At 56.1% G+C, this 13,280-nt stretch carries 8 protein-coding genes; 6 read left to right on the top strand and 2 right to left on the bottom strand.

The annotated features are described in order from the left end of the window. Positions 1 to 148: 148 nt before the first annotated feature. Positions 149 to 1,525, bottom strand: coding sequence for an O-antigen ligase (locus tag MHN84_RS02075; RefSeq protein ID WP_241202964.1), 1,377 nt, complete (start codon positions 1,523 to 1,525; stop codon positions 149 to 151). A gap of 811 nt (positions 1,526 to 2,336) precedes the next feature. On the opposite strand from MHN84_RS02075, the gene MHN84_RS02070 reads away from it, so the two are divergent. The 5 genes from MHN84_RS02070 to MHN84_RS02050 all read left to right on the top strand — a co-directional run bounded on the left by MHN84_RS02070 (position 2,337) and on the right by MHN84_RS02050 (position 9,597). Continuing rightward, the gene (locus MHN84_RS02070; RefSeq protein WP_241202963.1) at positions 2,337 to 3,323 is read left to right on the top strand and encodes an NAD-dependent epimerase/dehydratase family protein; all 987 of its coding nucleotides are present in this window, start codon (positions 2,337 to 2,339) and stop codon (positions 3,321 to 3,323) included. A 53-nt stretch (positions 3,324 to 3,376) separates the two neighbouring features. Further along, positions 3,377 to 4,081 carry a WecB/TagA/CpsF family glycosyltransferase gene (locus MHN84_RS02065; protein ID WP_308192906.1) on the top strand — a complete coding sequence of 235 codons (705 nt, stop codon included), beginning with the start codon at positions 3,377 to 3,379 and terminating at the stop codon, positions 4,079 to 4,081. 371 nt (positions 4,082 to 4,452) lie between these two features. Then, on the top strand, positions 4,453 to 6,777 hold the full coding sequence (locus tag MHN84_RS02060; protein WP_241202962.1) for a UDP-glucuronate decarboxylase: 2,325 nt from the start codon (positions 4,453 to 4,455) through the stop codon (positions 6,775 to 6,777). Between the two features lie 176 nt (positions 6,778 to 6,953). Then, complete coding sequence (locus MHN84_RS02055) at positions 6,954 to 8,435, top strand: sugar transferase (RefSeq protein WP_241202961.1); 1,482 nt, start codon at positions 6,954 to 6,956, stop codon at positions 8,433 to 8,435. A gap of 361 nt (positions 8,436 to 8,796) precedes the next feature. Beyond that, a complete protein-coding gene (locus MHN84_RS02050; protein ID WP_255729735.1) occupies positions 8,797 to 9,597 on the top strand; it encodes a class I SAM-dependent methyltransferase in 801 nt (266 codons plus the stop codon). 441 nt (positions 9,598 to 10,038) lie between these two features. Here MHN84_RS02050 and MHN84_RS02045 read toward each other — a convergent pair whose 3' ends face one another. Then, on the bottom strand, positions 10,039 to 11,193 hold the full coding sequence (locus MHN84_RS02045) for a hypothetical protein (RefSeq protein ID WP_241202959.1): 1,155 nt from the start codon (positions 11,191 to 11,193) through the stop codon (positions 10,039 to 10,041). 826 nt (positions 11,194 to 12,019) lie between these two features. On the opposite strand from MHN84_RS02045, the gene MHN84_RS29955 reads away from it, so the two are divergent. After that, positions 12,020 to 13,267: a glycosyltransferase family 4 protein gene (locus MHN84_RS29955; protein ID WP_374238292.1), complete on the top strand. Its 1,248-nt coding sequence runs from the start codon at positions 12,020 to 12,022 to the stop codon at positions 13,265 to 13,267. The last annotated feature ends 13 nt before the right edge of the window (positions 13,268 to 13,280 follow it).

Raw genomic sequence — 13,280 nt, 5'->3', positions numbered from 1 at the left:
CCTACACCCCACGCGCTCAACGTTGCAAGGCGTGAAGGGCGGTCTGCGGCGATCAGCTTACGCGAGTTCAACACCGCACGCTTGATCGCGCCTTTCCGATCATCGGCCAGCTTTTCGGGCCGCATGCTGGTGACTGGCGTGAGATCAACTAGACGGCGGTGCTTGTCGGGCCGCTCCGAGAAGGGCTCGATTTCGATCGGCTGATAGCGGCGGTCGTATGCGGTGCTCGCCTGCTGCGGTCCTCATAGCTTGCTACCGCTAACGAGAGGCCTACTAGGGAACCGAGCGGCAACATTACATTGAAATAAACGAACGGGTTATCAGTCACAGCTACGAGCGCTATAGCGCCGAGTCCCATCACTGCGGACCAATGCAGCGGGTTATTGGATTTCCGTGCACTACGTAACACTTGCCATGTCAATAGGGCGTAGGCGCCGAAGAAAAGTGTAGCCCCAATAAGCCCGAAATCGTAGTATAGGCGCAAGTATTCGTTATGCGGATGCCCCAAGCCTGGGAAGTGTTCATTTATTAAGCGAGAGGCGGAGCCTGGGCCGTTCCCCAGAAGTGTTCCGTTGGCGCGATCGAAGACAAGTTGCCACATTGCGGTTCGACCTTGCGTGCTGATGGTGGTGTCGCCGAAGGCGAACCCTTTGTCCCCTCCGACGAATCGATTGCCGAAGGCGGTGTAATAGTTTGTCAGAACGTACGCGGCAACTCCAACAATCACTATTGGAGGAGCGATTCTCCATAGACGCCCACCGACCTTTCCGTCGTTTGATGCAGCATTTCTGAGAAAAAGGAACAGCAGCATCGCGAGCCCGATCACTGTGGCCGTTCTCGATAAACTCAGTGCAGCGGTAGCGACGAGAGCTATCGGCGCTAGTTTGATCCATATGTTCTGTGGTTTTCCTGGTATGACTAGTGCCAACGCGACGAGGCCGACGATCACGGTTGCTCTCGCGGGTCCTGGTTCCGATAAGCCGAAGGGTCCAATATCCAGCAGCGATGCAGCCAGTGAGAGATAACCAAAGACCACCGCCGCGGACCGCAAGAATTCCCAGCTGCGCGTAGCGAGATCTGCGGATTGTACCGTGGAAGCAAATGCAACCGCGCCGATAAAAGAGACATAGACACACACCTGCTGTACCACGTCTGGATGAATACCATCTCGCGTCATAGTGAAGATGGTGCTCGCGAGCAAGCAGAATAGAAAGGTCCACGCCAATGCGGGCAGGCGGTTGGTCCTCGTGCCTTCAGGGCCGTAACTACGCGCCTGTTGCGCCGCGGTTGAGGCGTAAACGGGTAGAAATAGCACCGTCAGAAACGCCACAATTATTGTGAGAGCCCCTTTTGGGCTAACCGGTCCCAAATTCACGTCGCGAACTCCGACGAGGAAGATTGAGAATGCGCTGACTAAAACAATCAACGGTATTTGTTTCATTCGCACATCCCCGGCGATCTCCTGATCCTCAACCAGCGCAATGGCGCGTCTAGCGGATCCGCCGTCGCTCGTTGCGCGAACCATGCATTTCTCCTGTGTCAAATCGTCTGGTGGTCGGCGAAGGTCTTCTCGGTCGGTTTCCTTCAATCGAGGCGGCATGTCGACACGGTTAAGGCGCGTTAACCCGAGTACGCGCCGTGGCTGGCGCCGATTGCTCAGCAATGTAGATAGCCAAAAGGAGATGCCCGACCGGTCGTGGAAGGGCCGCGCTGGGTGGCGTCCCGGAAGAAACGTTGCCGGATCACATCAGCCGCACCCCCTTCATGGGTGTTGCCCACCCTACGGCTACCCGCTAACCGCCGTACAGTTTGCAGTGAAACTCTCGGCCTTACCCGCCCGAAATCTTATGCCGAAGACAGATTCGGCGGGGGGCAGCGAAATACCCAACACAAGTATCGTGCAACGCAGACAGCAACAACACGGCCAGCACCACGCCCCAGTCTTCGGCGTCCCGCAGCTGCTGGCTCACGTTGTGCGGCGGTTTCGGTCGGATGTTCAGGATGAGCGTCCTTTAGCTGGCATCGCTCACTACGCTTAAACGTCCGCTTACGATGGAAGTGGACATCTTTGGCTAAGCGTGGCGCCTATGCACCCGCAGCGTTAGTGCCCGTCAGTACAGACGTCGCATGATTCTCTCGCAGTCCGAGCGCGCGCCTTCGTCCACAGTGGGGGCGCAAGCGCCGTGGCGCACGCTCGGCCGACTTATGCGACCCGGGCAGCGCCCTTCGGCAAATCCTGCAAACGGAAAGACCGCATGGCCGCGGATAAGCGCCGACCCGTTTATAGTGAACGAAGCTGCGGATTGGCGGCAGGGGAGAGCTAAGGGGAGCGCGTGATGAAGGCAGTTGACGTCGTCGTGACCGGAGCCGGGGGTTTCATCGGCGGTCACTTGGTCAGGGCTATCCTGGCCGAAGGAAAGACCGTGCGTGCGGTCGACCGCAAGCCTGTAAACGAGTGGTATCAGCTGCATTCAGACGCCGACAACGTCGTGAAGGACGTATCGCTGCTGGAGAACGCGCACGAAGTTGTTGCCGGCGGAGCTGGCGAGGTCTATAACCTCGCCGCCGACATGGGCGGTATGGGGTTCATTGAGAACAACAAAGCTGCGTGCATGTTGTCTGTATTGACGAGCACCCACATGCTCTTGGCGGCGAAGGAAGCCGGCGTCGACCGTTACTTTTACTCATCTTCGGCGTGCGTATACGCCGCTGATAAACAGACTGAAGCCGATGTCGTAGCTCTAAAGGAGGAGGACGCATATCCGGCGATGCCGGAGGACGGTTACGGCTGGGAGAAGCTGTTCAGCGAAAGAATGGCGCGACATTTCAGGGAAGACTACGGCGTGGGAACCCGTGTGGGCCGCTACCACAACGTATATGGGCCGTACGGAACGTGGGAGGGCGGGCGCGAGAAAGCGCCAGCCGCGATTTGTCGGAAGGTCGCCACGGCAGTGCTTTCCGGACGGCACGAGATCGACATCTGGGGTGACGGGGAGCAGACTCGCAGCTTTATGTATGTCGACGACTGTGTGCGCGGCAGTGTGATGCTCACCAGAAGCGAATTTGTTGAGCCGTTAAACATCGGAAGCTCCGAAATGGTGACAATCAACGAACTAGTAGATACAGCTGAGAGGATAGCTGGGGTAAAGGTGCGTAGAGCATACAATCTCGACGCGCCGAAAGGCGTCCGCGGGCGTAACAGCGATAATACTTTGATTCAAAAAGAATTTGATTGGGAACCGTCGACTCGGCTCTACGACGGTCTTGAGATCACATATCGCTGGATCTACGACCAAGTCGCTGCTCAGCTCAGCAACTCGTGACTACTCAGATTCCTCGCGTCGACGTTCTCGGTGTGGCTATCAGCGCCGTAAATATGAGCATGGCCCTAGACGAGATATGCAAATGGATTCGGAGCCGAGACACTAAGTACGTGTGCGTCACTGGCGTTCATGGCGTAATGGAGTCGCAACGTGATCATTCACTTCTCACTATCCACAACGAGTCGGGGCTGACTACGCCAGACGGCATGCCAATGGTCTGGGCGGGACGGCTGGCCGGAGCGGACTGGATGAGCAGAGTGTATGGGCCCGATTTGATGCTCGGTGTTCTTCGCAGGGCAGAAGAAGAGGGATGGAGCTCCTTTTTCTACGGAGGCAAAGAGGGTGTGCCGGAACTCCTCGCCGAACGGTTACAACGTCAATTTCCAAATTTAAAAGTCGCAGGGACTTACTCGCCTCCTTTCCGCGCGCTGACTCCCGTCGAAGATGAGGCAATTATCAATCGAATCAACGCGAGCCAAGCGGATTTAGTATGGGTAGGTCTTTCAACTCCTAAGCAAGAACGCTGGATGGCCTCCCACCGCGGAAGCTTGACAGCACCAGTGCTCTTGGGTGTCGGTGCGGCTTTCGATTTCCACGCCGATCTCATGCCCCAGGCGCCAGGTTGGATGCAGAGGAGCGGATTGGAATGGCTTTTTAGATTGATGAAGGAACCGCGGCGACTCTGGAAGCGCTATATGCGCAACAACCCAGCGTTTGTGGCGCGGGTGGCGCGAACGCGGCCTCGCCTCATCCATTGACGGGGCGGCCCCCGGGCCTCTCGTAGCTCAAGTAAGGGACTTTAATTGCTCCTCCTTACCCGCGTGCCTCTCTGATTCGTGATTAGCTGTTAACTTGCCGTGCACCAGCAAGGCCTACGCGAACGCATTTAGCAGTCTTGTGATGTTGCCAGGCTAGGACATGCAGGATCCTCTGCCTTTGATCGTTCGATTCGCCCAGCCAGTGCCGACATCGCGTAGTTCCCGTTCACTTGCTGGACGTGTGTGAGGATGATAACGTTTGCTCATCGGATGCGGCTGTGTGGGCGCATCCGCCTAGTTCGGATTCGGGGGGACTCGGCTGGGTCGCAACGTAGCGACTTGAGCCAGTTGCAGGCGTTCTTCAGGGGGGCATGTTGCGGCGACGGGCAGTATTGACTGGCGGGGCCGGATTTATCGGCTCCCATATTGCCGAGCAGTTGTTAGTCAGAGATATCGATGTTGTTTGTCTCGATAACTTTGTGACAGGCAATGCCGAAAACGTAGCGCATCTTCTTAACGATGATGGCTTTCGACTCGTGAAAGTGGACGTCAGCGATTATATCTCGGTGCCGGGACCTGTCGATTATGTTTTACATTTCGCGTCGCCAGCATCTCCTGTCGACTATGCAAAACTGCCAATTCAGACTCTGAAGGTAGGTTCACTCGGGACTCTACACGCCCTCGGCTTGGCGAGAGAAAAGGGAGCTCGATTTCTATTAGCCTCAACTTCTGAAACGTATGGCGATCCGCTGGTGCACCCACAGCCCGAGACCTACTGGGGAAATGTAAACCCCGTGGGTCCACGTGCGTGTTATGACGAGGCGAAGCGATTCGCCGAGGCCCTGACCGTGTCGTACTGCAGTAAGCACGCGGTCAACGGTGCAATTATGCGGATTTTTAACACTTATGGTCCTCGCATGCGTCCAGACGACGGACGTGCAATACCTAATTTCATCAACCAGGCGATTGCCGGCGATCCTTTGACAGTACAGGGAGATGGCAGTCAGACGCGGTCAGTATGCTATGTGGACGATCTTGTTGAAGGCGCATTGCGCTTACTGTTCTCAAATCAAGCAGGGCCAATCAACATCGGCAACCCTCACGAGATGTCTATACTGGAATTAGCTGAATATATCCGTGAATTGGCGGGTTCGCAATCTCCAATAAAATTTGTCGATCGTGCTGTTGATGATCCTTCGCAGCGCCGCCCCGATATTGCGCTAGCTCGCAGAGAACTTCATTGGGAACCGAAAGTTGAGGTACGCGACGGTCTTCTGCATACAATAGAATGGTTTAAAGGTCGCGCTGAAGAAGCGAAAGAGGTCAAGCATATTCGTGTCATGGCCGACGGCCCTGCGACGCCTAACCGGTCGAAGGTCGCTGTTATTGGGACCGGCTACGTCGGAGCCGTGACGGCCACATGTCTGGCATTTCTCGGACATGACGTTTGCGGGTTGGACAACGACCAGGCGCGTGCGGGACAACTAAGCGAGGGCCAGCTTCCCTTCTTCGAGCCCGGCCTGGCTGACCTTCTGAAAGACACACTTACCGGCGGCCGGCTCCGGTTTACAGATAAACCAGACGAGGCACTTGTCGACGCAGATTTTGTGTTCTTGTGCGTCGGCACCCCCCCAGGCGCCGACGGGTCACCCGACCTGACTCAGCTGGAAAGCGCTATACAGTCATTGGCGCCTTATGTGCGCGCCGGCGTCGTGATCGTGAATAAGTCGACGGTGCCCGTTGGGTCGGGAAACTGGACGCGGACTATCCTGGAAGATGCGCTGCAAGGGAACCGGCATTTGGTTTTCCATGTGGTTTCCAATCCCGAGTTTCTACGCGAGGGTAGCGCATTGGATGATTTTCTCTACCCGGACCGTATTGTTTTGGGCGGTTCTGAGGCAGACGTAGTTCGCGTCGCCGATCTATACAAAGGGGTGCTGGAACAAACTTTCGAACGTGGGCGACCGGATTTCCGGCCATCCCTAATTGCCACGGACCTTGCGTCTGCAGAAATGATCAAATATGCGGCGAACGCCTTTCTCGCTACAAAGATCAGTTTTGCTAACGAAATGGCGCAGATGTGTGAGCTATTCGGGGCTGACGCCAGACAGGTTCTCCCTGCAATTGGCGCAGACCATCGAGTCGGAAATTATTTTCTAAGCCCTGGCGTAGGGTGGGGCGGATCTTGTTTCGGCAAAGACATTGCTGCCTTGATCTCGTCCAGTCGGGAATACGGTTACGTGCCCTCAATGCTTGAGTCGACAGTCAGTATTAATAAAATGCAGCGGTCGAGTGTTCTTCGAAAACTGCAACGCGAACTGCGCATTCTTAAGGGTCGCCGAATTGCCCTGTTAGGTCTTACATTCAAGCCGGGCACAGATGACCTGCGGGACGCACCCGCTCTCGACATTGCGCAGAGGCTGCTCTCCGCAGGTGCGGTGGTGTCGGCGTTCGACCCAGTTGTGAAGGCCCTACCCGACGAATTTCGCACTGTTCGTCTCGCTCAGGACCCTTACGAGGCGGCTCATCGAGTGGACGCGGTGGTCGTCACAACGGAGTGGCTTGAATTCCGCCGAATGGACCCCAGCGAATTGCGCCGGGTGATGCGGGGTGACCTTGTAATCGATGGGCGCAATTGCCTGTCTGGACTTGGGTTCGCGGATGCGGGCCTGCGGGTTCTCGGGTTCGGCTGGTGAGCGCGATGTCGTCGTGCGGTTCACAGTTCGTTCAGGAGGACATCGGCTACCCCACGAAAGTGGGAAAGGACCGCATAGAACGTCCGTATCGGCTTAAAATTGACGGGTGCGGTACACCGCGGTATGAGCATGCGAGCATTACTGCGCGCGGGGTATAAGCGGTTCAGGGGGAGATCATGAGTATTTCTGAAATTGCGCAGCCCGAACAGAAGCCGGTCCCGACGACGCCCACCCTTTATAAGCCGCTTGACTGGCACGGGGGGTTCGCTTGGCGTGTTCGTGGAACTGATTGCCTGGCTGTATTCGCAGCGCTTGCTGCTGCACAGTTCTTGCGGTTCGGCAGCATTTCTGCCGAAGTCGGTGACTTTGGGCTTGCGAACTACACAACCGTATCAGTTGTTATCGCGCTTTTGTGGTTGGCGTCTCTTTGGCTCAACCGAACGGTGTCCACTCAGGTCGTCGGACTCGGATACGAGGAGTATCAGCGTGTCATCGTCTCCACATTAGGTATCTTCGGATTCGTCGCGATTGTCTCGATGCTGCTGAAGCTCGAGATTGCGCGGGGCTATCTCGCGATAGCTCTCCCCGTCGGTATGGCGTTGCTCCTGTGTACTCGATGGTGTTGGCGGCGTTGGTTGGCCGCAAAGCGGAAGGCCGGCGAGTATGTGCATAAGGTGCTCATTCTGGGATCGCGAGCGACGGCCGAAGGAATCGCGCGTGATCTGATACAAAACCCCACCGCCGGATACCATGTTGTGGCTGCAGTGGTTCCAGGCAGAGATGTCCCGCAGCGGTTGCCCGGTACCACCATTCCGCTTACGAATGATGTCGATAATCTGGTGCAACTCATGTCTGAGTTGGGGGCCGACACATTGCTAGTCACAAGCAGCGATGCCCTGCCCCCGAGTCGGATTAGAGAGATTGGGTGGGCGCTTGAGCCGGGTCGTCAGCACCTTGTAATTGCTCCGGGGCTGACAGACGTCTGCGGCCCGCGCATGCATATGCACCACGTTGCAGGTCTTCCTCTCGTGCATGTCGAAACGCCGGTTTATGAAGGCGTAAAGCTTCTGGCGAAGCGGACGATCGATTTTGTGGGCTCCGCCGTCCTCCTTCTGGTATTTTCGCCCGTGCTTTTCGCTACAGCAATCTCGATTAAGGTGACCGATCGGGGTCCTGTTTTCTTCAGTCAGGTTCGAGCCGGCTATGGGGGCGAGCCGTTCCGGATGTTGAAGTTCCGATCAATGGTCGTCAACGCGGAGGCGCTACAAGCCGAACTGGAGCGACGAAACGAGAGTGACGGCGCAGTATTCAAGATCAAAGACGACCCTCGTATTACGACTGTCGGTAGGTTCATCCGTCGGTACAGCATCGATGAGCTGCCTCAGCTATTCAACGTTCTATGTGGCTCGATGAGCTTGGTTGGTCCGCGACCGCATCCGCTGAGAGACGTGGAAAGGTATGACGGCCATATTCATCGCCGGTTCCTGGTCAAGCCGGGCGTTACGGGTCTATGGCAGGTAAGCGGTCGATCATCCTTATCTTGGGAGCAGGCTGTACGGCTTGACCTCTACTATGTAGAGAATTGGTCTGTGACTACTGATCTGGCGATTTTATGGCGCACATTCAAAGCCGTAGTTGGCAAGGACGGAGCGTATTAGTAGCCGCTCGTATCGATCTGTAGGCGCCAATCTGGACCCAGCGGTAAGCGCGCTCTTTACCACATCGCGGTGCTTCATCGAAGAACGTCGAAACTATGTGTTGGAATGAAGGACAGACTCGAGCTTGATATCGGATAGCGGAGACTCCGCTTAGCTCCTTCGAACGTATAGCGCCGAGGGAACGAGCTATTATTTGGCTGCTGCTCTAGAGAGTTCGTCAGTGACGCATTGCGCGCCACGCATCGCGCGCAAGTCATTCAGGCTCTGTTGTGTATCTGGCGCCCATGAGGAAGCGTTCTAGGTCAATACATCCTGACGCTATGCGGTAAGTTACATTCGTCAACTATGGGGAGGTAAGCATATGACGGCTCTGACGTGGGATCCTAGTCGCTGGATAACGCAAACGGATGTCGGCCGTAGCCGAACTTGTTCCGATCTAGAGGGTTTGCGGCGGGCTGTTGAAGCTGCGCGAACGGACAAGATGGAACGAGTGCTTGACATCGGATGCGGATTCGGTGGACTGGCAAAACTCGTCGGAGATTATGTGGGAGCGTCCGAGATCAACGGTGTTGACATTGACCCGCGGGTGGTCGATGAGGCGGCGGATAAGGGCGTATCAGTCATTTTGCAGGACATTAGCCGAGGTGCGTTGCCATTTGACGATTCGTATTTTGACTTCACTATGTCACTAGGTGTGTGGGATTATCTGGAGTACTTTGACGGGGTGATTCGTGAGATAAGCCGAATCACCCGCGTGGGCGGAACCGTGCTGGTCTCTCTCCCGAACCTTGCCAGCTGGAATAACCGTCTTTCGCTTCTAGCTGGTTACCAACCTCGTGATGTCGAAATATCCAACGAAATCCTGGCGGGTGTACCGTACAGGCCTTATCTGAAGGCTGGCCAACGTCCGGCAGGCCATATTCACGTGCCGACGCTGCGCGCCTTCGTTGACTTGATGGAATATCACGGCTACGAAACTGTATCAGTGTTGCCTGGCCGGCCAGTTGTGAATACCGTATCTAATAAGCTTGTCTGGGCCATTGATAACGCGCTTTCGCGCCGTCCTTCACTTGCGCGTCGATTCTATTATGTTGGTAAACATGTCAGGTACACAGACAAGCCGGAGCGGTCTCCGATGATGCCCTACGAACTGCTCGACTAGGTCGCCTGCCAGTCTTCATTTCGGCGTTTACGTAAAATGCAGCAGTACCCTGCCGGGTTTGCGCGGATGTTACACGTTCGGCGAAACTGTGTGATGTGTGATGCGCTTCTGCGGCTCGGTGCTGCACAGGCGGATCCCTAACCTTTTAGAAGTCGGTCTGATACGAGCGTAATGCCATATGCCCTACGGTCGTGCGCGTCTTGGTCGTAGGACCGTTTGCAGGAGAGCGCGCGCTCGCGACAATTTGCAAGATGGCGCCAACAAAATGAGGCATTGCGACGGAGCGGTTTGTGCGATTTGCCTCTGAATGTCAATTTGTCGTGCCGGTAGGCTATGCAGCCCTTTATGAAGGGACTAAGTCCTTAAGAATCGGACCGGTGCCTACGGGAACATGTGGCGGTTGATCAATCGGTGAAATTCGTGATCGCCATCTCACCCGTCTCAGACCCTCTGTTGTTGGACAGTGCGTCGCCGCATCACGTACAACTCCCCAGCCAGCTGACAGCCGTACCCGATTAGAATGGCCTCCAGGACGAGTTCGACGGATTGCTGAGCCGATAACAACAGCGGCAGCGCTGTAGCTAACGCCACCAACCCGATCACATTTGTGAGCACAACAGATTTGATTCCCGCGAGGGGCACCAAGCAGGCCAGATTGATGACTTGCACAATCATGCCCAGCGCTATCGATATCCCGAAAAGTGTCACTTCGGTCATGGTCGGCCTCAAGTCTCCCGCTGACAGCCAGACTGTCAATGGCGAACCCACTGCAATGAATGCAAGGGCAACTACAGCGCCACAGCCGATTGCGGCCGACATGGCTATAAAGGCGGGCTTAAGGGTCGCGTCTGCGGACATTCGGCGCGGCACCCAACCTTGAAAAGTCGCTGTCACCGGGGTCAGCGCTGCTGTGGCTTGCCGGCCGAGCCGGTCGAACACACCATAATGACCCACGATGCCTGGCGCTATTGCAGTGCACATGATCACTGGGAGCGCGTACCGCCCTCCATTTATCAGCGACGAGATTACAGCGGCAAACTGCATACGGAACTCTTCGCGGTAACTTGTGTCTCGTGTCGTTTCGCTCAGCTCCCGGTTGTCACATGCTCTCCGCATTGTGACCATCGAGATAGCAACCCCCAGGACAGCGCCCAGGCCAGGAAGCGCTAAGCCGAGTAGCAAGGGGGCCCCTGACACGAGCGCGAGCGCTGCAACGAACTGCGAAATGACGCGAGGCGTGATTTCGGCGAACAGATACCAGCGCGGTGCGGCCCGCCCGACGTAAAAGAAGCGGGCGCTGAACGCCGCGATGGCGATTTGCGCACTTCCTAGTATGCCCGCGATCGGATCGGGGTTTGGAATGACAAACATTGCGCTAGTCATCACCAAGAGGCACGGGACTCCAATGACCAAGCGTGCCCGTTGAGCGAAGAAAAAGTACCTTACGCCCTCTTGTAGGGATCTTGTGGCCACGGCGCCTGGGCCATTGACGTCGTACCCGAGGTCGACGATTATTGCCGCGAGGCTAGCCAGCGTTTGTCCAAGAACAACTGATCCCCAAGTTGTGAGGCCTGCCGCGCTGATCGTCGCGGGCATCAAAACTAGCGATGCAGCCGCGAGGAGGACTACGTTAACCGCAAAGCCGCCTAGACGTTGCACCCCGCGCGTAACAGTTCTCAACACCACAGCTCATCTTTCTTTCAGTTCAAATAGTGGCGGCCGATGGTCGCAGTGTTGGGGGTGAATATCAGAGCTATTAGCAACCACGGGCAGGTCAATAGCGCAACCAGAGGTGAGAACGACCACGCTCGCTGTTTGGCTGGCTTCGGGGTGGCGCATGCTGCAAACGACCCACCGCCCCATCCCGAAAGTGTAGACGCGCGGCACTGCGTGGGCACCTTCGATCACCGTTAGTCGCGTCAGATAATTAGCGATTGCCCCTACGACACGGTTCAGGGTGCGCTGTCGCTTTGTCCATAGGCCGAGCTTTGGCAAGACAGATATGGCCAAGCGTTGCGCTTCTCCGGAACTCAATAATGAAATTGCGTTTCTGTTTGTTTTCGACACTGCGTGAATCCTCACCTTGTGTCGAACTCTTTCGCCGAAACGATTTAGGATCTTGCGGGCGGCGAATGGAGCCCGTACGGAGCCGCAGGTGCTCGGCCAAGCGCGCTCTCATCGCGATGGAGATCTCGGGGCGGACCGCATTGCGGCGCCAATCTGACATTCTCCGCTGATCCGTCGCTCGATTCCGATCCTGAAGTTCGGGTAGGAACTGATACTGTGGAGCGGCAGTAACAAGTACAGGTGATCGCACGACATGGTCATGAAGGGGGCTTTGCCATCTCGCGGACGAAATGTGGACGCAGACGGATTGTGCTCTGGAAAATCCGCGGATTTCGAATAAATTATCTGTGCATCCATGCGGAACAAATCGCGCGCGTCTAAGATCGTGGGGTACAAGCGTATTACTGTCGTCGCGTGTGTACGTAACGTACTTGCAATCTTCTGCTTTACCACCTCGATATTCCATGATTGGTGCAATATGAGATTGCGCTCTGTAGCTAACGAAGTCCTGGTGGTCGGTCAGACGCCTCCGCCGTGGCATGGTCAAGCTGTTGCGGTCCAAGCGCTGGTTGACGCCGAATTCGAGAAAGTCCGACTTCACCTGATTCGTATGGATTTCTCTCGCGATAGTGAAGATGTCGGACGCTTCCAGTGGAGGAAGCTGCCCCGTTTGCCGCTTCTCGTGATAAAGATTTGGCGCTTTCAGTTCCGGGCTCGGTGCGAAACGCTCTACTATCCCCCTGGGGGGACGACGGCCACTGCTGTGCTACGAGATATTTTCATCCTCTTACTATGTCGGCCGCTATTCCGTAGGGTGGTTTTTCATTGTCACGCGGGCGGGTTCGCCGAAGTCGCAGAGCGGACCAAGATACCAATCCGGTGGCTTGCTCGTGCCGCATATTCGAGGCCGAACGTATTAATCCAGCTCACCGAGAAGAGTCCGCCCGACGGGATCGCAGTCAACGCAAAGAGTGTGGCGATCGTGCCGAACGGACTCCCAGATGACGGCATTCGGTACAGTCCGCGCTTTCGAAGTCCGTCCGATTCGGATGCGATCCGATTGCTGTTTGTAGGCGCAGTTAGTGAGAGTAAAGGAGTTATGGTTCTTCTTGAAGCGTGTGAGATACTGAGAGCTTCGGGAGTTAAGTTTGCACTGCGCATCGTGGGTCGCTTTAAGTCGGCCGACTTCGAACGCGATTGTCGAGATTTCATCGGTACCCGAAACTTAGAAAATGAGATTGACCTAGCGGGCGTACTGACCGGAGACTTGAAATGGGAGGCGTTCTGTAATTCTGACATTTTTTGTTTTCCCTCGCATTACGAAGCGGAGAATCAGCCGCTCGTGGTTCTTGAAGCAATGGAGTTCGGTCTCCCCGTAGTCGCGACCGACTGGCGCGGCATTTCAACAATGGTGTCGCACGGGCGGACAGGTTTCATAACCGGTATAAGAGACCCGATTGCGATTGCCCACTGCATTACAGTCCTGGCCTCCGATCCAGATCTTCGGGCGAGAATGGGAGACGCGGGGCGATTAACGTTTTGTGAACGCTACACGTCAGACAATTGGCGACCTGCGATGGAGTCAGTTCTTGGGGGAGCCTGATTCGCCCGACGGG

Origin of the sequence: Mycobacterium sp. PSTR-4-N (assembly GCF_022348085.1) — a bacterium.
GTDB lineage: Bacteria > Actinomycetota > Actinomycetes > Mycobacteriales > Mycobacteriaceae > Mycobacterium.
This window is presented reverse-complemented; position numbering and strand designations above follow the sequence as displayed.

Bases quoted from the DNA above. Each gene is read 5' to 3' on its own strand.
- MHN84_RS02075 (WP_241202964.1), bottom strand. From the start codon at position 1,525: ATGGTTCGCGCAACGAGCGACGGCGGATCCGCTAGACGCGCCATTGCG.
- MHN84_RS02070 (WP_241202963.1), top strand. From the start codon at position 2,337: ATGAAGGCAGTTGACGTCGTCGTGACCGGAGCCGGGGGTTTCATCGGC.
- MHN84_RS02065 (WP_308192906.1), top strand. From the start codon at position 3,377: ATGAGCATGGCCCTAGACGAGATATGCAAATGGATTCGGAGCCGAGAC.
- MHN84_RS02060 (WP_241202962.1), top strand. From the start codon at position 4,453: ATGTTGCGGCGACGGGCAGTATTGACTGGCGGGGCCGGATTTATCGGC.
- MHN84_RS02055 (WP_241202961.1), top strand. From the start codon at position 6,954: ATGAGTATTTCTGAAATTGCGCAGCCCGAACAGAAGCCGGTCCCGACG.
- MHN84_RS02050 (WP_255729735.1), top strand. From the start codon at position 8,797: ATGACGGCTCTGACGTGGGATCCTAGTCGCTGGATAACGCAAACGGAT.
- MHN84_RS02045 (WP_241202959.1), bottom strand. From the start codon at position 11,193: ATGCCCGCGACGATCAGCGCGGCAGGCCTCACAACTTGGGGATCAGTT.
- MHN84_RS29955 (WP_374238292.1), top strand. From the start codon at position 12,020: ATGCGGAACAAATCGCGCGCGTCTAAGATCGTGGGGTACAAGCGTATT.